The organism is Embleya hyalina (genome assembly GCF_003967355.1).
Classification (GTDB): Bacteria; Actinomycetota; Actinomycetes; order Streptomycetales; family Streptomycetaceae; genus Embleya; species Embleya hyalina.
In genome coordinates this window covers 1,249-20,962 of the sequence record NZ_BIFH01000038.1, presented here as the reverse complement: position 1 = coordinate 20,962, position 19,714 = coordinate 1,249, and the positions used below count along the sequence as shown (strand labels likewise).

Annotated in this window: 14 protein-coding genes; 4 read left to right on the top strand and 10 right to left on the bottom strand. The window is 72.9% G+C overall.

The features are described from left to right. Positions 1-316: 316 nt before the first annotated feature. Together EMA17_RS39120 and EMA17_RS39115 are read left to right on the top strand one after the other, a co-directional pair. Positions 317-520, top strand: a complete 204-nt coding sequence (locus EMA17_RS39120) for a DUF6229 family protein (protein WP_126641979.1) — start codon at positions 317-319, stop codon at positions 518-520. Positions 521-610: 90 nt separating this feature from the next. Next, positions 611-3,523, top strand: coding sequence for a type 2 lanthipeptide synthetase LanM family protein (locus EMA17_RS39115; RefSeq protein WP_126641978.1), 2,913 nt, complete (start codon positions 611-613; stop codon positions 3,521-3,523). A gap of 18 nt (positions 3,524-3,541) precedes the next feature. On the opposite strand, the gene EMA17_RS39110 is transcribed toward EMA17_RS39115, so the two are convergent. From EMA17_RS39110 to EMA17_RS39095, 4 genes are all read right to left on the bottom strand, one after another. Further along, positions 3,542-5,458, bottom strand: coding sequence for an ABC transporter ATP-binding protein (locus EMA17_RS39110; protein WP_126641977.1), 1,917 nt, complete (start codon positions 5,456-5,458; stop codon positions 3,542-3,544). Positions 5,459-5,646: 188 nt separating this feature from the next. Further along, positions 5,647-8,580, bottom strand: coding sequence for a helix-turn-helix transcriptional regulator (locus EMA17_RS39105; protein WP_126642064.1), 2,934 nt, complete (start codon positions 8,578-8,580; stop codon positions 5,647-5,649). A 98-nt stretch (positions 8,581-8,678) separates the two neighbouring features. After that, a complete protein-coding gene (locus tag EMA17_RS39100; protein WP_126641976.1) occupies positions 8,679-9,185 on the bottom strand; it encodes a hypothetical protein in 507 nt (168 codons plus the stop codon). 331 nt (positions 9,186-9,516) lie between these two features. Then, a complete protein-coding gene (locus EMA17_RS39095) occupies positions 9,517-10,296 on the bottom strand; it encodes a chitosanase (protein WP_246127198.1) in 780 nt (259 codons plus the stop codon). 653 nt (positions 10,297-10,949) lie between these two features. Between EMA17_RS39095 and EMA17_RS52200 the strand changes: the two genes are divergently transcribed. Then, a complete protein-coding gene (locus tag EMA17_RS52200; RefSeq protein WP_160161726.1) occupies positions 10,950-11,117 on the top strand; it encodes a hypothetical protein in 168 nt (55 codons plus the stop codon). Positions 11,118-11,244: 127 nt separating this feature from the next. On the opposite strand, the gene EMA17_RS39090 is transcribed toward EMA17_RS52200, so the two are convergent. After that, positions 11,245-12,468, bottom strand: a complete 1,224-nt coding sequence (locus EMA17_RS39090; RefSeq protein ID WP_126641974.1) for a cytochrome P450 — start codon at positions 12,466-12,468, stop codon at positions 11,245-11,247. Positions 12,469-12,627: 159 nt separating this feature from the next. Continuing rightward, positions 12,628-14,055, bottom strand: a complete 1,428-nt coding sequence (locus tag EMA17_RS39085) for an MFS transporter (protein ID WP_371863112.1) — start codon at positions 14,053-14,055, stop codon at positions 12,628-12,630. A 99-nt stretch (positions 14,056-14,154) separates the two neighbouring features. Here EMA17_RS39085 and EMA17_RS39080 point away from each other — a divergent pair, with 99 nt between their 5' ends. Then, a complete protein-coding gene (locus EMA17_RS39080; protein ID WP_126641973.1) occupies positions 14,155-15,246 on the top strand; it encodes a DUF5937 family protein in 1,092 nt (363 codons plus the stop codon). A gap of 10 nt (positions 15,247-15,256) precedes the next feature. Here EMA17_RS39080 and EMA17_RS39075 read toward each other — a convergent pair whose 3' ends face one another. The 4 genes from EMA17_RS39075 to EMA17_RS39060 all read right to left on the bottom strand — a co-directional run bounded on the left by EMA17_RS39075 (position 15,257) and on the right by EMA17_RS39060 (position 19,394). Continuing rightward, entirely contained in the window at positions 15,257-16,342 is a 1,086-nt protein-coding gene (locus EMA17_RS39075; protein ID WP_126641972.1) for a helix-turn-helix domain-containing protein, read from the bottom strand. Between the two features lie 151 nt (positions 16,343-16,493). Beyond that, positions 16,494-17,486, bottom strand: coding sequence for a quinone oxidoreductase family protein (locus EMA17_RS39070; RefSeq protein ID WP_126641971.1), 993 nt, complete (start codon positions 17,484-17,486; stop codon positions 16,494-16,496). A 101-nt stretch (positions 17,487-17,587) separates the two neighbouring features. Then, the gene (locus EMA17_RS39065; RefSeq protein WP_126641970.1) at positions 17,588-18,715 is read right to left on the bottom strand and encodes a winged helix DNA-binding domain-containing protein; all 1,128 of its coding nucleotides are present in this window, start codon (positions 18,713-18,715) and stop codon (positions 17,588-17,590) included. A 118-nt stretch (positions 18,716-18,833) separates the two neighbouring features. Continuing rightward, positions 18,834-19,394: a CAP family protein gene (locus EMA17_RS39060; protein WP_160161725.1), complete on the bottom strand. Its 561-nt coding sequence runs from the start codon at positions 19,392-19,394 to the stop codon at positions 18,834-18,836. Positions 19,395-19,714 lie beyond the last annotated feature (320 nt).

The window sequence follows — 19,714 nt, the reverse complement described above, 5'->3', positions numbered from 1 at the left end:
GCGACGCGCCCAAGACTGTCAATGGACTAGACCAATGACAAGAGCCGTTCCGAATCCCGGACCACGTTCGAGGTGGAAAACCGGCCGGTCGCAGCGTCGGAAGGGCACATCGACCACCCCGCCGGCTCGTCGCGCCGCGTGCGAACTACTCGATTCCGGCCTGGGAGCGGAGAATTCGCCTCGTCGCGCGGAAGTCTGTCGCGGACGACATTCGGGCGCTAACGTGTGCCTGCCGCACTTCCCTCACCCAGGGTCGATGATCGTTGAACCCGGTGTACCCGCCGGTAGTCATCGACATCGGCGGAAAGGTATCGTCATGCGCACCGCATCGAATGCCACGCGGAACCCCGTCGTCGACGCCTGGCGCTCCGGCGCCGAAACGGCCGACGGCGTCGAAAACCCCGCCGGTTCGCTCTACATCGGCGGATCCGCCACGGAACAGGGCCTCACCGAGATCGACGTCGCGGCGATCAGCTGCGGCACCGCCTGTTCGTGGTCGCGCACCCGCGCCTGTTGCTGACCGAAGCTCACCGGCCCGCCGTTCGGCACCGAGCGCCCCCGCGATCGGCGCCGGACGGCGGGTCCGTCTCGATGGGGTGGCGATCCGCAGATGGCGATTCCGGTCCGGCCCCGTCCCGTGGTCGGCTACGACGACGCGGGCGAGTTCGACACCACGTTCGAGCCGCTGATCGGCCCCGCCCTGAACCGCTTCCGGCGCCGATTGCGCGCCGTGCCGGACCCGCTGTCGACCACCGAGCGGGAGATCCTGCTGCGCGCCGCCCGACGCGGCCTGTTGGACACCGTGCGCCCCAAGGCCAACCGGCTGCTCCTGCTGGAACTGCACGCCGCCCGGATGTCCGGCCGGCTCACCCGCGCGACCAGCGAGCAACGCTGGCACGAATTCCTCGAACGCGCCGCCGAGCCCGGGTTCTGGAGCGAACTCCAGGACGACTACCCCGCGTTCGCCCCACGCCTGGACCGGGTGATCCGCAATCGTTGCACGGCGCTGCTCACCCTGGCCCGGCACATCGCCGGCGACCGTGACCGGCTGACCGACCTGCTCGGCACGCGCCCCGGCGAACTCGTCGAGATCGGCACGGACGCGGGCGACTCGCACCGCGGCGGCCGGACCGTGGCCCTGCTCCGCTTCGAGGCCGGCCGGGTGGTGTACAAACCCCGCGCGCTCGCCGTGGACGTCGCCCTCGCCACCACCGTGGACACCCTTCTGGCCCACATCCCGCGCGAGGAACGCATCGCGGTGCCCCGGGTGTTGCTCGGCGGCGACCACGGCTGGGCCGAACACGTCGAACACCGCTACTGCGCCGACGCCGCCGAACGATCCCGCTTCTACCGCGGACTGGGCGAGTGGATGTGCGTCGTGCAACTCCTCGGCGGCACCGACCTGCACTCGGAGAACGTGATCGCCCGCGGCCCCGTCCCGTGGGTGGTGGACTGCGAGACCCTGTTCAGCCCCGAACCCCGGGTCGGCGCGAGCGGACTCGGCGACGCCTTCGACACCGCCGCCGCCTCGGTCCGGCGCACCGTGCTGCGCACCGGCCTGCTGCCGATGCGCCTGGGCCAACTCGCCCTGCAGGGCGTGGACATGTCCGCCGTCGGCGCCCTCCCGGACCAGCAGCCGCGCGTCCCGGTCCCGGTGATCACCGGCGCCGGCACCGATCTGGCCCGGCTGACGATGCAGCCGGCCGACGTGGCCGGATCGGCCAACCTGCCCGCCCCCGACGCCGATCCGCTCGCCCACCAGGACGACATCGTGCACGGCTACCGCGACCTGCGCGCCCGCCTGGACGGACTCGACGCGGCCGGGCGACTGCGTCCCATACTCGACGTGTTCGCCGGCTGCGAGTTGCGGGTGGTGTTGCGCCCCACCCAGGTCTACGTCGAGATCGCCCGGATGTTGTGGCATCCCGCGTCGCTGCACGACGAGGGCCCGGCCGTCGAACGCGCCCGGGACGTACTGATCCGCCAGGCGAAGGCGCTGCACGGCGCCCCCGACACGCCGGAGGTGGTCGGCGCGGAGGTCGCCGATCTCCTCGACGGCGACATCCCGTTCTTCGGCGTCCGGCCCGAGCGGGGGCGGATGAGCGGACCGCGCGGCACCGAATGGGGCGATCCCGCACACCTGATCGACGAGAGCGTCGCCCGCTGGCGGGCCGGGGATCCGGAGTTCGAGGAGGTGATGATCCGCTCCTCGCTGCTCGGCGTCTACCGCGACCGCAGCGCGATGCCGGAGGGGGAACGACACCACGAGGTCGCCGTACGACACGACGAGCGGGAGGAACGCCGGCGGGCCCTCGCCGCCGAATCCGCGCGCGACCTGTGTGCCCGGGCCGTGGTGGGCGCGGACGGGACGGCCACCTGGATCGGGCCGGTGTACACCGACAGCGGCTTCAACGTACGCCCGTTCGCCGCCGACCTGTACAGCGGACAGGCCGGCGTCGTGCTGGCCCTGCGGGCGTATCTGACCGAGTCCCGCGCGGGCCGGGTGCCGGCCGTGGAAGGGCTGTCGGCGCTCACCGAGGGGGCGATCCGGGCACTGGCGGCGATGGAGGACGCGGTACCCACCACCCGGGTCGGCGCGTTCGACGGGATCGGCGCGGCGGTCCGCACCTGGCTGGCCCTGCACACCGCGTCGGGCCGGCCGGCCGACCTGGAACGGGCGATCCGACACGCCGAGCGTGCACCGGGCCTGCTGGCCGAGGACACCATCCTCGACCTGGCCGGCGGCGCCGCCGGGCTGATCGTACCGATGCTCGCCCTGGCCGACCGTACCGGCGACCGCCGTTGGCGCGACGTCGCCGAATCCGCCGCCGAACTGCTCGGGCGACGCGCCGTCGTCGAGGAGGACACCCTCGGCCGACGCACCGCCCGCTGGCCGACCGTACTCTTCCCCGACGGCATCGGGGGCTTCGCGCACGGCGCCGCGGGCATCGCCTGGGCCCTGACCCGGCTCGGCCTGGCCGTCGACCAGCCCGAGTGGTTCGAACTCGCGGACCTGGCCTGGGCGTTCCAGGAGGCCCTGTACGACCCGAAGGCGCGCGGCTGGCTGGACGGCCGGCAGCGGGGCGAGGTCTTGTTCCTCGACTCCTGGTGCCACGGCAGCACCGGCATCGGCCTGGCCGGCTGGGACCTGTACCGGCGCACCGGCGCACCCGGGCAGTTGGACCGGGCCCTGCGCGCGGCGGCGGCGACCTGGCGTACCGGCTTCGGCTGGGACTACACACTGTGCCACGGCGACCTGGGCTCGTGGGAACTCCTGGACACCCTCCTGCGCGGCGCCCCCGAGCAGCTTCGGTCCCACCTGCCCGAGGCCCCGACCCGCGCCCACCTCGACGCGCTCCTGCTGACCGGGCTCGAAACCTACGGCCCACACACCCCGTCCACCCGGCACACCACCACGGCGTCCCTGCTGCCGGGCAGCGCGGGCGCCCTGCACCAACTCCTGCGCATGCACCCGACCGGCGAGGAACGCCCGCCGTCACTGCTGCTCCTCGACGAACTCTGAGCCATGGCACGGGAGTCGCTATGGCACGGGAGTCGCGCCGCCCGATCCGTCCGCGTAGGCCGATGCCTGGATCCGGTACAGGTCGGCGTATTCGCCGTTCTCGCACATCAGTTGTTCGTGGGTGCCGTGCTCGACCACCTCGCCGGCGCGCAGCACCACGATCCGGTCGCACTCGCGGACCGAGGCCAACCGGTGGCTGATCAGCACCACCGTGCGGCCGGCCGCGAGCCGCCGGATGTTGGCGTAGACCGCGTGCTCCGCGCGGGCATCCAGAGCCGCCGTGGGTTCGTCGGCGATCAGCAGGCGGGCGTCCCGGTAGAAGCCGCGCGCGATCCCGATCCGCTGCCACTGGCCGCCGGACAGGTCCACCCCGGCGCGGAACTTCTTCGACAACAACGTGTCGTAGCCGTACGGGAGTCGCGAGATCAGGCCGTCGGCGCCCGCGTCCCGGGCCGCCCGGGTCAGCGCCGTACCGTCCGCGTCCGGCCGACCGGCGCGGCCGAGCACGATGTTGCCGCGCGCCGTCAGCGGCCACCGCGTGGGCTGCTGCATCACGAGCGCCACCTGCTCGCGGACCCCCACCGGGTCGACCGTGGCCAGGTCCGTGCCGTCCCAGTGCACGGTGCCCTTGTCCGGCCGGTGCAGCGCGGCCAACAGCAGGGCGAGGGTGGTCTTGCCGGACCCGTTCTCCCCGACCAGGGCCACCGTCTCACCCCGCCGAATCACCAGATCCACCCCGCGCAACGCCGGTCCCGCGCTGCCGGGGTACGCGAAGTAGACGTCCCGTAACCGGATTTCCGCGAAACCGTCCGGAACCTCGCCCACCGCCGGCGGACGGGCCCGGCCGACCGCCTCGGCCAGGAAGGCGTGATAGTCGGTGATGTACAGGGACTTCTCGTAGAGCCGGTCCACCGCCACCATCAGCGTGGCCAGCGAACCGCTCGCGGTTCGCACCGCCAACACCGCGGTGCCGGCCACCGCGAGCGGCACGATCTCGGCGCGGACCAGCAGTCCCAGCGCCACGTAGGTGGCCCCCAACGCCAGGCCCGACAGCGTGCGCCCGACCACGCCCACCCGCACCTGGGCGTAGCCCACCCGCACCTCGGCCCGCTCGACCAGCCGGGCCAGGCGCCGGTATTCGGTCAACAGCGGCCGCTCGGCGGTCCCGGCCCGCACCTCCGCCGCCGCCTCCCGGGCGGTGAGCAGGTCGGCGAACAACCACAGGCGCCGATACAGCGTCATGCGCTGGACCATGCCCTCGAACCCGATCCGGGCCGAGCGCAGCGCGGCCCACCCCTGCGGCGCGATCGACAGCACCAACAGCGGCAGCAGTACCGGGTGCAGCCCGGTCACCACCCCGATGCCGACCAGCAAACCCACCAGGGCGCCGAGCAGTTCGACCGCGTGCGCGAGGGCCAGTTGGGCGTGGTCGATGCCGCGGTCGCGTGCCCGGGCGAGCGCGTCGTGCCAGTCGGCGTCGTCGAACGCGGCCAACTCGGCGCCGACCGCCGCCGCGTGCAGCCGCTCCTCGGCGACCCGACGGATCCCCGGCGACAGTCGGGCCTGGGTCGCCGCCACCACCGTCTCCAACCCGGCGCGGGCCGAGGTCGCGACCACCACCGCGATCACCGCCGGCACCGCGTCGCCGACCCGGTCCGCCGCCGGCCCCGGGGCGAACAGCGCCGACAACGCCCGCGACGTGGCCAGCAGCGCCAGGGCGGTGGCCACCCCGGCCGCGGCCTGGGCGCATACCGACACCACCGCCGCACGCCCACCGGCCGCCCACGCCAGGCGCCACACCTGCGCCAGCGCGACCGGCAACCGGGTCACCATGCGACCCAGTCCCGCGTTCGCCGCCTCGCCGTCGAAGGGTGTGTCGTAGCCCTCGCCCAACTCGTCGAACTCGCCCAACTCCGGTGGCACATGCCCCGCCATCCCGAACCCCTCCCGGCCGACAAGTGGGGTATGCCCGAGCCCGAGGCACGCTACGGGTACCAATGGGGCGGACGGGTGGCCGCACGGACACCAAGCACGCCCCGCGAAGCCCCGCACCGGACACCAAGCACGCCGCCCCGCGAAGCCCCGCGCCGGGCCTCCACCACGACCCGCCGCCGGACCCGGTCCTAGTCCGGGATCAACCCGCCGCGCCGCGCCAGGGCGACCGCCTCCGTGCGGCGCGAGGCGCCGACCTTGGCCATGATGTTGGACACGTGCACACTCGCGGTCTTGGCGCTGATGTACAGCTCCTCGCCGATCTGCCGATTGCTCAACCCGCGCGCCAGCAGCTCCAACACCTCACGCTCGCGCGCCGTCAGCGTCACCTCGTCGGCCGGCGCCGCCGAACCGGCCAGTCGCGCGCGCCGCACCATGGCGTCCACCGCGTCGCGCAGCGGTACCGCCCCCAGCCGCTCCGCGGTCTCCCGCACCCGCTGCGCCAGGGCGGTCGCCTCCTCCCGCCGGTCCGCGGCCACCAGTGCCTGGGCCAGCCGGAGTTCGCTGCGCGCCCGCTCGAACACGTTGCCGTAGCCGTACGCCTCGGCGGTCTTCTCCCACAGCGCGACGTCGACCTCGCCGCGCACCCGCGCCCACTCGGCCTCGGCGCGCGACAACCAGGCGACGCTCTCGGGTCCGGTGCGCGGGAAGCGCCGATTGGGCCAGGACATCGTGGTACGGGCCCGCTCGATGAACTGCTCCGCCCGCGCCACCTCCCGGGCCGCCGCCTCGGTGTCCCCGGCCGCCCGCGACTCGGTCGCGGCGTCGCCGATCGCGGACAGGGCCAGGGCCGAGATCCGGATGCCCGCGTCGGGAAAGGGGTTGCGGTCCTCGGACAACGCGTCGAGCGCGCGCCGCGCCCACTCGGCCGCCGCCGTGGAATCCCCGCGCCAGGCCGCCTCGTCGATGAGCACCAGGCTGCCGATCAGGGTGCCCATCCAGTTGAACGGCCGCTCCTCGAACAGGGCGCGGGCCCGCTCCGCGACACCCGGCTCGCCCCGGCCCAGCGGGACGTACAGCGCCGCCTCCGCGACGTGCCGGAACGCGGACGGCACCGCCTCGGGCACCACTTCGAGCGCCTCGTCCCAGCGGCCGAGGGTGTACAGGAGTTGGGCGCGGAGGTACCGCATGTCCAGCGGGTAGGGCGAGGTGGATCTGGTGGTGCGGCGGGCCAGTTCCAGGCCCTCGTCCAGCCAGCCCAGGCTCTCCGCGAGTCGACCGGACTCGAAGCTGCCCATGGCCAGGTTGAACAGCGCCCGCAACTCGATCGCGGTGTTCCCCGACTTGTGCGCCAAGTGGCGTGCCTGGCTCAGCCGTTCGCGTCCCTCCGGGTCCTGGCGGCTGCCCCATTCCAGGCCGGTCAGCGAGATGATCGCGTCGGCGAGCGCGTCGTCGGTGCCCAACTCCTCGGCGGCGGCCAATAGTTGATGACCGAGTCGGCGCGCGGTCTCGTCGTCGTTGAGGTAGTAGGCGGCCTGGATGTGGGTGGCCGCCGCCCACAACCACGTGCGCGAGGGCGGGTCGGCGGGGATCATCGCGAGCGCCTGGCTGCTGTACTCGAACGCGGCGTGGAGGTTGTCCACGTTCATCAGGCTGGAGGCGAGCGTGTAGCGCACGGTGACGGCGAGGTCGACGTCGGCGTGTTCGCCGACCCGGTCCAGCGCGCTGCGTGCGAAGGCGACGGCCCGATGCGCCTCGCCGGCCCGCACGGCGGCGGCCGAGGCACGCATCATCAGCGTCACGTCGTCGCTGTCCACCAGTTCGCGGGCGTCCGGCACCGCGTCCCACACCTCGAGGGCCGCTTCGAGGCGGCGCATCTCCTCGGCGGGCGCGCCCATCCGGGCTGCGGCGTCGGCGGCCTCGACCGAGGCGCTGAGCGCACCGGGCAGGTCGTGACCGGCGCGGTGGTGGTGGGCGCGCTCGGCCGAACTGCCCGCCCGCCGGCCCGGCTCGCCGAGCAGCCGGGCGAACACGCCGTGGATCCGGACCCGCTCGCCCGGGAGCAGGTCCGCGTACGCCGCCTCCCGGGTCAGCGCGTGCCGAAAGGCGTACGTGTCGCCCTCGCCGGCGACCAGCAGGTGCCGCCCGACGGCCTCGCGCAGCGCGGTCTCCAACTCGTCGTCGGGCAGCTCGACGGCGTCCCGGAGCAGTCCGTGCTCGACCCGGCGCCCCGCCACGGCCGCGGTCCGGAGCACCCGCTGGGCCACACCGGACATCTGCTCGATCCGGGTGAGCAGCACCTCGGCCAGGCCGCTGGGCACGCCGCCGTCGATGTCGTCGGTGGCGGCCCGCAGTTCCTGGGCGTAGAAGGCGTTGCCCTCGGCACGCTCGACGATGGCCCGGACGGTGTGCTCGGGCAGCGGGTCGGCGGCCAGGCCGCGGACGAGGCGGGCCACGTCGTCGTCGTCCATCGGCCGCAGGTCGAGCCGCCCGACGGACGGCAGGCGCACCAGTTCGGCGAGCAGCGGGCGCAGCGGGTGGCGGCGGTGCAGGTCGTCGGAGCGATAGGACACCAGTACGGTCAGCCGCTGGTAGCCGGCCGCCCCCGGGCGTTGCGGCAGGAGTCGGCTGAGCAGGAAGCGCAGCAGGTCGCGCGTGGACTGGTCGGCCCAGTGCAGGTCCTCGACGACCAACAACACCGGCGCCTGCTCGGCCAGGTCCCCGAGCAGCCCGGCGACGTCCTCCAGGAGCCGCAGTCGCACTCCGGAGTCCGGCATGTCGCCGGCGTGCTCCTTGCCCCCGCCGGCCCGCAGCAGTCGCTCCACGGCCGGATGCGCGGCCAACACGTCGGCATGCCGCTCGTCGGCCTCCAACCGCCGCAGCACCTCGACGAAGGGCAGATAGGGCAGTCCGACATCGCCGAGGTCCACGCAGTGCCCGGTCAACACGGTCATCCCGGCCCCGGCCGCCCGGGCCGCCGCCTCCGCCAACAACCGCGTCTTCCCCACACCGGCGTCCCCGGCCACGAGCACGGCGCAGGGATCGCCGGACCGCCCACGCCCCAGCGCCTCCTCGAGCCGGGCAACCTCCTCGCCCCGCCCCACCAAAGCCGCATCCCAACCCACATCCGTCACCGGGCCATCTTCACACGCCCCACCCACAGCAAGCCTCGGCCCGGCCCGATCACGGCGTCACGGCGTCACCACATCACCGCGTGATCACATCAAAAGGTCCCGCGACGCTTCTTCCGTTCGGCGGTGACCACCGACCGAAAGTGCTCGAAGCGCGAGGAATCCGAATCCGCGAACTCCAAAATATCCAGAGCCGTCTCCCGGTCCCCGGACGCCGCCTCTCGATAGATCAGCCAGATCCCTTCACCGACGGCCGCCCGGCACTCCACCTCGAGATCCGGCAGGCCCGCCTCCACCTCGGTCATATGCGACTCCCCCGTGACCAGGTGACACAACAGGCCGAGAAAATGCGACCTGACGAACGACGGCAGCTCCTCGGTCAGCGCGGCCAGAATGACGGGTACCGCGTACGGCGCCACCTCGAAGAGCATCGACTCCCGCTCCACGTGGCCGTCGAGCGTGTGCCCGATGGTCTCCTGGACGGTGCGCGCCTGGAGCAGGGCGGTGAACGAGGACGGAACATGCGCGCCCGACCTCCCGCATCCACATCGAAGCGAGGCCCAGTCGTGCCGCCCCAACTCGACCACAGCGGCCTTCATCGCGCTCCCCTCACCAGGGTCCGTCGGGATCGTGGAGAACCCCGGGGACGAAATCGTCCATTCCCGGTCCCCTTGGCAAACCACGCGTATTTGATTCTCCCGGAGCACCTTTCCCGCACCGCCCCCGACATCTTCCCCGCGCAGCGCGCGCGTAAGGATCACGTCGCTCGCCGCCCATCCGGGGCGGCCGGTTCAAACCCGACCGCGCTCGGACCGGCGAGGGTCGTCCGGGCGGAGCGGGCATGCGGAAGGCCGCCGCGGGAGGGCGGCGGCCTTGCGGTGCATGGGAGGGGTCGGGTCCCGGGTCGGGGGGATCCGGGGCCGTCGCGGGTCAGCTCTTGATCGAGTAGCTGTCCCCGTAGACCTTCCAGTTCAGCGGCGGGTCCAGGTCGAGGTTGCCGGCCTTGAGGAAGACGCGTTGTTCGGTGTCGACCCGGCTGGTGTCGCTGTGCGCGTCCTCGTGCTTCATGGCGACCTTGCGGGCGTCGAGGAAGGCGTTGAGGTAGGTGGTCTCGTTGCCGCCCTGGGCCGGCGGCTTGGCCTTCTTCAGGGCGTTGGCGCGGATCGAGCTGAAGCTGTCCCGGTCGCCACCGTCGCCGTGCATGACGATGGCGTCGTAGTACATGAACTGGCCCAGCGCGCCGAGGCCGTCCGACTTGCCGCGGTTGACCGCCGGGTTGAAGTACACCCGGTCCCGTTCGTCGTCCTGCGCCTTGCGGAAGTCGGCGTCGCCGGCCGCGGTCGCCCACGCCTTCTCGAACGCACTGCCCAGCCCGGAATGCGAGTCGGAGCCGTTGACCTTGCGCAGCGCGGGCAGGAACTTGGCCAGCACGTTGCCGGGCTTGCGCGCGGTGTACAGCTCGACCAGGTCGAGCATGTCGCCCGTGCCGGAACAGAAGCCGATGATCCCGGCCGTGTAGCCGCGGCCGTCGTCGATGTCCTCGATGTACTTGTACTGCGCCTTCCAATCCAGGGAGGAGTTCTCCGCGCTGGACACCAGTTGCATCGCGATGTCCTTCTTGTGCGGGTCGTCCAGGTCGATGCGCGCGGCGGCCGTGGCCGAGGCGGTCGAACCCGACGATGCCGCGCCGGTGGTCGCCGCGTGGGCCAACGGCCCCGGTACGGCGATCAGCAGGCCGGTGGCCACAAGCAGGGTCAGGCGCTTGCGGGTGCGTCCGAGATGAGCGTGCACGTGCGTCTCCGTTCCGGCCGATGACGGCCATGTTCGGGGGGCTTGGCGTGCCGGCTGGAATCCTTTGTTAGGAAAGTTTCCTAACTAGGACGAGTCACATTGAAGCACTGCGGAGTTCCGCCGCCAAGAGGCACAGGCCATCTCGGCCAAACTCGCCCACCACGATTCACCGTCCCGTCACCAGGATTTGATGATCCATCAGGTGTACGGAACGGCCGACCCGCCGGCGGCGGCGAAACCGGGGAAGTCGAGGCGCGCCAGAAGGGTTTCGGACGGATCCGGGGCCACCCTCCACCGCCCTCCCCCACCCACCCCGCCCCACGCGCGATCACGACCACGGCCCACGGGTCGAATTCGCCGACGAAATCCGGGAACCGATCGGCGCCGGCGCGCGTGAATGTAGTGGACGTCACCAGGCCGCCCCACCCCCTGCACGAGCCGGTGAATCAGGCCGAACCGGCCCATTCCGACCAGGGCTTGGTCGTCTTGCCCTGAATGGGTTGGGATGCCGTTTGCCAATCGATTGGGCTTCTGTGGCAGCCAACCACACCGTCACGTGACAGCATCGGGGGATGGACGAGCATCAGCGACAGCCCGAGGCCGAGCCCGAGTGGCTCGACAACGACGACTTCGAGCGACTCCTGGCCGAGGTTCTGCCGGAGCTGGAGCCCGCGTTGCCGCCGGGCCCAGGCAAGCGGATCTACGAGCGCGCCGCCCACGGGGACTCCGCGGCCGGGTGAACCGACCCGCGTGACCCCACTCGAATCGATATACGTCGCACAGCGCGACCGTACGTCGGTACAGACCACCGCGACGCCCCGGCCGCCGATCGGCCGGGGCGTCGCTCCGTTGTCGGTCGTGCGTTGATCAACCGCCGACCGTGACCGGGAGTTCGCCGTATCCGCGCAGCAGCAGGCGATCGTCGCGGACCGCTCCCGGCGCCTGGGCCAGCGCCGGGAAGCGGGCCAGCAGGCGCGGGAAGGCCACCGTCGCCTCCAGGCGGGCCAGCATCGCGCCGACGCAGTAGTGCATCCCGGCGCCGAAGCTCAGCGGCGCGATCTCGGCCCGCCACGGATCGAACCGCCGCGCCTCGGGAAAGCGCACCGGGTCACGATTGGCCGCGCCGATCAGCAGCAGCACCTCGCCGAACCTGGGCACCGCGACGCCCTCGATCCCGAGGCCGTCGCGGAGCGCGATCCGCGAGGTGAGCTGGACCGGCGAGTCGTACCGCAACACCTCCTCGACGAAGTCGCCCGGCGGCAACTTCCCCTCGGCCAGCGCGGTACGCGCGCCGTCGTGCCCGAACAGCAGTGCCAGGCCGTTGCCGAGCAGGTTCGTGGTGGTCTCGAAGCCGGCCACCAGGAGCAGCACGAGGTTGGCGATCAGCTCGGCGTCGGTGATCCCGCCGTCCGGGTCCGCGTCGCGCCGCGCGACCAGCGCACCGACCAGGTCCTCGCTCGGGTGGGCTCGCCGCCGGGCGACCAACTCTGCGAAATAGCCCTGTAGTTCCACGGCGGCCCGGTCCGCGGCGGTCAGGTCGCGCTCGACGGTCATGAACTCGAGGGCCGTCATGAGGTCGTGCGCCGACCCCCGGAACCGGCGTCGATCCGCCTCGGGCACACCGAGCAGTTCGCAGATCACCCCGACCGGCAGCGGGAAGGCGAACCGGTCCATGAAGTCGACCGGTTCGCCACCGCGTCCGGCCTCGGCCAGGTCGTCCAGGAGCCGGTCCACCGCCCGCTCGACGGCCGGGCGCATGGCGGCGATCCGGCGGGGTGTGAACACGGCCGCGATCGGGGCGCGCATCCGGGTGTGGGCGGGCTGGTTGGTCTGCAGGATCGAACGGCCGAACAGTTCCAGCGACGGCGGTTCGAAGTGGTCGCCGAAGATCGTGGCGGTCAGCTCGCGGTCGATCACGCCGAAGTCCCGGTCGCGCAGCACGCGGTCGACGGCGGCGTAGCCGGTGACCAGGACGAGCATGTCGCTCACCCGCACCACCGGGCCCAGCCGATGGGCCTGTTCGTACAGCGGATAGGGGTCCGCCCGGGTCTCGGGCGTGCCGAGCAGTTCGACGATCGCGGTCGCGTCCACGTGGTTGCCTCTCGTCCCCGTCCGACGGCCGGCACCGGACGATCGGCGCCGGCCACCTGTCACACCGTCAACCTCCGCGACGGGCTGTGGAGTTCCCCGTTCCGGACCTTCGGCACGAAACGCCGCGAGCTACCGCCCGGCCGGGTCGCGGCGCCACCCTCACGACGGGCTCCGGTCGATCACGGACCGGGCCTCGTCGGCCGTGCCGGGGCGGGCGGCCCCACGAGGTTCCGGCGTCCCGTGATCGTCCGGCGCCCACCGCCGTACCGCCACCGCCGCCGCGAGGGTGGCCGCCGCCAGCGAAGCCCACAACAATCCCGGTCCCACCGCGAACAGCGCCATCAGTACCGCCGGCGACGCCGCGGCGCCGAGTCCGGAGGACAACTGGAAGCGGGACAGCGCGCGCCCGAGGCAATGGGCGGGTGTGGTGGCCACGATCAGGGCGATGGCGCTGCCGGTGTACATGATCTCGCCGGCCGTGTAGAGCACCGACACCAGCGCGATGGCCGCCGCCCCGCCGTTGCCGCCCAGGCCGCCCGCCGCCCAGAAGCCCAGGTAGGACACGCCGAGCACGAGCCCCGCGCCGGCCAGGGTCGAGCGCCTGGGGTATCGGGACAGCCAAACCACGACGGCGATCTGGGTGGCGACCACGATGACGGTGTTGCCCACGAAGATGCCGGCCGACCAGGCCGGCGACGCGTGCAGGTGGGTGACCAGCACCGCGGGCAGCGCCACCTCCAGGACGTTGAAGCAGAACGCGTACGGGAGGTTGGCCACGTCGAGCGCGGTGATCCGCGACCCGCCGGCGGCACGCGCCCGCGGCTCGTTCGGCCCGGAGGGTTCCCCATCCCCGGACCGGCCCGTCGCGGTCACCCGCAGCGAGCGGACCAGGAACGCGGCGACGGCGTAGCCGAGGCCGGTCACCGCGGCGAGTACCCGCAGCGCCCCCGTCCCCCCGGCCATCGCCATCGTGGCGACCAGCGCGCCGGCCCCCAGGCCCGCGTTGCGCAACGACCGTCCCGCGGCCAGCGCGGCGTCCCGATACCGCTCGTCGGCGACCGTACCGACCAGCGCCGCGTGCGCCGGCGCCCAGCACTGGTCGCCGATGCCCAGGAACAGCGCGGCGACGGTGAACCCCCACACGGCGGAGCCACCCCACACGGCGCTGCCGAGCAGTACCACGATGCCGACGACCCGGACGGACATCGCCGCGGCCACCGCCGCGCTGCGCGCGCCGCGATCGAGCCACCGGCCCAGGAACGGCACGGCGGTGAGGCCGAACAGCATGCCGATCGACATCGCGGTGCCGGTGCGGGCCACGCCGAGGCCGAGCACCTGGATCCCGTACAGCAGCAGGAACGGGCGCAACATCCCGGTTCCGAGCGCGTCCACGCCGAGCGCGATCGTGTAGCGGGGGCCGCCGGAGGCCCGCATCAGGGTGGCGAGGCGCGGGCGTGGGGGTCGCTCGCGTACCGGCGTCGGCCCGAGCCGCCCCGCGCCGGGCCCGGCGCGGCCGCCGCCCGTGGTCGGGGCGGTCGGGGTGGACGCGGCGTCGTCGGGGGTCGCGGGGGCCGGGGTCGTGGTCATGGCGACACCGTGGCCGGCGTGCCCGTCGATGGTCACGTCGATTGACGATGGTCGTCAATCGAGCTCGGCCGTACCGCCGCCACCTGCGATGATCCCGCTGTGAGCCTGACCATCGACATTGCCGGCGTGCCGGCCGAGCGGCTGTTGTTCGCCGTGTCCCCGCTGGCCGAGCTGACCGCGATGCTGCATGTCCTGGCCGAGCCCGCGCACCACCCCGCGCACCGGGACTGGGCGGTCGAGACCCGGTCGGCGCTGCGGCCGGAGTTGGCCGAGCAGTTGCTGGAGGCGGAGTTCCTGTGGCGCTCCTCGCAGGCGGACTTCCTGTTGCCCGGGCGACCCGGGCCGACGCTGGCGGACGAGTTGGACCGGGTCGATCTGCTCGACGACGACACGTACGTGACCGCCGCGCTGGTCGCCACCTGCGGTACGGACCGACTGCCGCCGGACAGCGGGTCGCCGCTGCGGCACGCGCCCACCCGGGAACGGACCCTGGACCTGGCGTACGCCCGGGGCTCGCGGCAGGCGTCCTTCGCGGAGCGGCTGATCGCGGATCCGCCAATGGTGCGGGCCCGGGTGCGGCGGATGTTGGAGGAGTGCGAAGCCGTGTTCTTCGCCGCGGCCTGGGCGCGGGTCCTGCCCCGGCTGGTGGCGGATCTGCGGCTGAAGAACGATCTGCTGGCCCGGCGCGGCGTCGCCGAGGCGCTGGCGGCGGTGTCCGGGGCGATCGAGGTGGACGAGGACCGGCGGCGGATCGTGGTGGACAAGCTCCAGGACAGTACGACCAGCGCGATGGGCGACGGGGTGACCTTCCTGCCGACCGTGTTCGGCGCGCCGCATCTGATCGTGGTGCACGCGCGCGGGTGGCGGCCGGTGGTGCAATACCCGGTCGCGGTCCCCGATCGGAAGCCGGCCGAGGCGGTGCCGATGGAGTCGGTGCGGCTGCGGTTGGAGGCACTGTCGCACCCGGTACGGCTGCGCCTGGTTCGCACCCTCGCGCGCGGCGCGCACACCACCGGCGAGTTGGCCTCGACGTGGTCGCTGAGCGCGCCGGAGGTCTCCCGACACCTGGCGGTACTGCGTCGGGCCGGCCTGCTGACCGCGCGGCGGCGCGGCCGGTACGTGATCCACGAACTCGACGCCGCGGCGACCGCGACGCTCGGTACCGATCTGCTGACGGCCGTGCTGCGGTGACAGTGGCGGGTCAGCTCGCCGTGCGGACCCGGTGTACCGCCGGCGCGGTGGCCGGGGCCACGTATTCGGTGAAGAGTTTGGCGACCAGTTCGCCTCGGCTGGCGACGCCGACCTTGCCCAGCACGGACTTGACGTGGTCGCGCACGGTGTGGGTGGAGATGTGCAGCCGGCGCGCGATCTCGTCGGTGGCCAGGCCGCTCGTGACCAGCCGGGTGATCTCCGTCTCGCGCGCGGTGAGTTCGAACGTCTCGACGATGATCGTGGCCACCTCGGACGCCGGCGCCGCCTCGATCATCACGACGGTGAACGCGTCGTCGCCGCTCAGCCGGGACGCGTGGCACACCAGCCAGCGCCCGGTCCGGGTGCGCACCCGCACCCGGCCGGTCCCGGCGGCGGCCAGGGTGGCGACCCAGATCGGCGTCGAGGGGTCGCCCGGTTCGCCGGTCACGCTCGCGATCCGGGCGCGGGCCTGTTCGTTGGCCGAGACCAGGCGTCCGGCGCGGTCGAAGAGCAGTACGCCGGTGGCCTCCGTCGCCTCGGCGACCGCGTCGGCGGTGACCTCGACCGGCCGCAGGAACCCGCGCAGCCGGCCGGCGAGCGGCGCGGACAGGCCGGCGACCAGTTCGGTGTCGGCGGCGGTGAAGGCGGGCCGGTCCCGGTCGCGGAACAGGCTCACGCTGCCCCACGGCCGCCCACCCACCCGCAACACCGCGCGCAGTTCGTCGCCGAAACGACGCGGGCGCAGGTACGCGTCGTAGAGCGGACCGAGTTCGGGCCGATCGCCGGTGCTCTCGCGCAGCGCCGCCGCCGGGACACGCGCGTCGACCAGGTCCCGGAACGCGTTGACCGTGTCCGGGTCCGACTCGCTGGTCCAGAACGCGGCGCAGCCCTCCTCGTCCAGGTTCTCCACCCGGATCGGCGCGGCGATCAGCCCGGTGAGCGGATCGGTGGCCCGCCACACGGCGGCGTCGAAGGGCACCAGGCGGCGCAGTCGGGTGGACGCGCCGGCGAACAACGCGAGCGCGTCCGGCGCGTCGGCGGCGCGGGCAAGCAGCTCGTCACGCTTCCAGGCGTCGGTGTCGGGTCGGCGGGTCATGGCGGGTCCGTCCTGGTCGGGGGCTGGTCGGGGCCTGGTGTCGGGGGCTTGCGCTTGCGCTGGGGGCTTACCGCTCGAGGGCTTCCGGAAGGGCTTTCGGTTCCGGATTCGGTTTCGGAAGGGCTTTCGGTTTCGGATGCGGTTTTCGGATTCAATCAACCTCCGGGATCAGCAGAAGCTTCCCCGTCGTGCGGCGGCTCTCCAGGTCCTCGTGTGCACGGCGGGCCTCGGCCAGTGCGTAGCGGCCGCCCAGGTGCGGGCGCAGCGTGCCGTTCTCGGTGCGGGCGAACACGTCGCGGGCGCGAAGCAGGAGTTCGTCCCGGTCGCGGATGTAGTCGGCGATCCCCGGTCGGGTCAGGTGCAGCGACCCGCCGGCGAGCAGTCGGCCGGTGTCGAAGTCACGCACCGGGCCGCTGATGCCGCCGAGCAGCACCATCGTGCCGCGCGGGCGCAGGCTCGCCAGGCCGGCGTCGAAGGTGGCCGCGCCGACGCCGTCGTACACCGCGTCCACACCCTGTCCGGCGGTCGCCTCGCGGACCCGGTCGGCGAATCCGGCGTAGTCGAGCACGAGGGCGGCGCCGGCGGCGCGGGCCCGGTCGTGTTTGCCGGGCCCGGAGACGGTGGCGATCACCCGGGCGCCGCGGGCGACGGCGTATTGGGTGAGCAGGCCGCCCAGACCGCCGGCGGCGGCGTGTACCACGACGGTGTCGCCGGGGTGGATCCGGTAGGCGTCGTGGGTGAGGTAGTGCGCGGTCATCCCGTGCATCAGGACCGAGGCGGCGGATTCCGCGTCGAGGCGGGGCGGGATCGGTACCAGGCGGTCGGCGCGGACCACGGCGCGCTGCGCGTAGGCGCCGTACGCGGTGCTCACCGAGCCGTCCATGGCCCAGGCGACCCGGTCGCCGACGGCGACGCCGACCACGTCCGGGCCGGTTTCCAGGACGGTGCCGGCGCCCTCGACGCCGGGAACGAACGGGGTGGGTACGGCGAACACGCCGCGACGCTGGCTGATGTCGATGTAGTTGATCCCGCTCGCGGCGACGGCCACCAGGACCCGGCCTCGGGTGGGCCGCGGTTCGGGGTGGGTGTCGACGGTGCTCAGCACCTCGGGTCCGCCGTGGCGGGTGGCGATGACGGCCTGCATGCTGCGCGCTCCTCGGGTGGCGGATTCCGACCCGATCGATCGTGCGCGGCGGGTGGGCGGGGGCCCATCCCTCGGGTGGGGGATGGACGGCGCGCCCGTGCTCACCCTTCGGTCAGGATCTCGACGTCGCGGACCACGGGGTCGGCCGGGTCGGCGACGGCGAACGTGCACAGCCGGGTCGCCTCGGCCATGACCGCGTCGGTCGTGTCGGCGGACAGCGCGGCGAAGGGGGTCAGCCGCAGCCCGGTGGGGTGTACGGACCAGGTACCGGCAACGAACCCGTCGACGAGAAAGGTGGGCAATACGAGCGAGTTGCCCGGCAGGACCCGGCGGCGGTACTCGTCGGGCAGGATCCGGGTCCGGTCGGCGTGGCCGAGTACGGCGTTGTCGAAGGCGGGCAGGAACCGCACCGGCGCGGGCGCGTCCTCGGCGGCGAGTTCCGCGTCGGGGAGGTCGTACAGGTCGCGCCCGTCCGCGTCGCGCAACACCCGCAGCGGCATGGCCTCGATCACCGCGCGCAGCCGCTTGAGCCCGGACCAGGCCTGTACGTCCGCCACACTAGCCGGGCCGAACGCGGCCAGGTAGCGCTCGACCAGGTCGCGGACGTCACGGGTGGGGTCCATCGCCCGGCCGGTCCAGACCGGGGCCAGGGCCATCGGCACCGACGGCCGATTGCCCCAGCCGCCCCACACGCCGTTGGGCGTCGGGTGCACGATCGGCAACATGCGCTGCACCGCCGCCGCGAGCACGTACCCGGAACGACCGGGATACCGCTCGGCGAGCAGCCGGCCGAGTTCGCGCCGGGGGAGTTGCCCACCGGCAAGCAACTCCCTTCCCGTGGACGCGAGTTCGTCGGGTTCGAGGCCGCGCGTCTCGGCGGCGTAGTAGCTCGCGCGCAGCTCCGTCCCGGGCGCGGGTTGGAAGTGCGGGCGGATCCAGGCGTAGTCCTCGGCCGCCGCGAGGTGTTGGGTGCCGCGCAGAAGCGGGCCGCGGACCACGTTCTTGTCCGCGTACAGGTCGGTCAACTCCGCCTGCCGAAACTCCGCGATGCGCGACCACAGGCCCACATACGGCCAGTTCGGCTCCTGCGCCTGCATGGCGACGAGGCGCCGAACCACCTGCGCGGCGGGCAGGGGAGCACGCTCGGCGAGCAACTGACGGGCGATCAACGTCCGGTTGAGCACGCGGCGGGACACCGAGGGGCGGGACGGGCGGGAAGAGAACTCCATGACCACAAGTATGTGCGTGAATGCGGCAGACCCCTTTCCGCATTCACGCATTCACGCATTGGCGCATTCGCGCTGCCCGCTTCCCGGGCCTTCCGGGCAGGTGGGGCCGGCGACGGGGTCAGCGAGCCGGGAACACGTTGTCGCGAAAGACGCCCATCATGTTCCCCGGTGCCTGCCAGTTCACCACGATGCAGGTCTCGTACCACCGCGAACCGCGCCCGGCGGACCGGGCGGCGCCGATCCGGGTGCTGCCCTTCCAGACCAGTTGGGTGAAGTTCCCGGTGTCCGGGCCGAATTCGCCCCGCCCGAAGTCGTATTCGGCTATCTCGTCGTACCAGGCCTTGGCCGCCTCCGTAGCCGACACCGGGCTCGACGCACTGCTGCCGGCCCAGAACAAGGTCTCGCCGGTACCGACGCGCAGTCCGGCATGCCGCTCGTCGAGCCCGTCATCGGACGAGACCTGTGCCGCGCGTTGTCGGGCGTAGGCATTCAGTCCCGGATCCAACCGCACCGCTGGCACGCCGTGTCGGCTCCGATAGGCGTTGATCGCGGCCAACATCTCGTTCAGGAAGGCATTGTCGGTGGCGTCCGGCAACGCGCGCCGCGCCGTCGCCGGCACCGCCGCAGCCACCACCAACACCGCCGCCGCAGCAGCCGGAACTCCGAAGCGTTTACGCACACTTGCCCCTCTCCACCCAGGCCACCCACTGCGACCGCAGGCCCAGCATGGGGCCACTCCCCACCAACCCCATCGACTCCCACCCGGTTCACCCATCCGGCGCACGAAAGGTTTGAACCACCCCAAAACCGGGACGGACGACACCGCCCCGAACACACCCCGCCTCCACCGAAATCCTTCCCGAGCGGGTGGGGCGTTTCCGGCATGCGTTGCGTTCGTGGTCACGGGCCGGCCGGTGCGGGGCCGGTCCGGGTCGCGGGGCGGGCCGCCGCCGGCGTACGGGTTCCGAGACTGGGGAAGTTCGGCGAGACGGGTGTGGT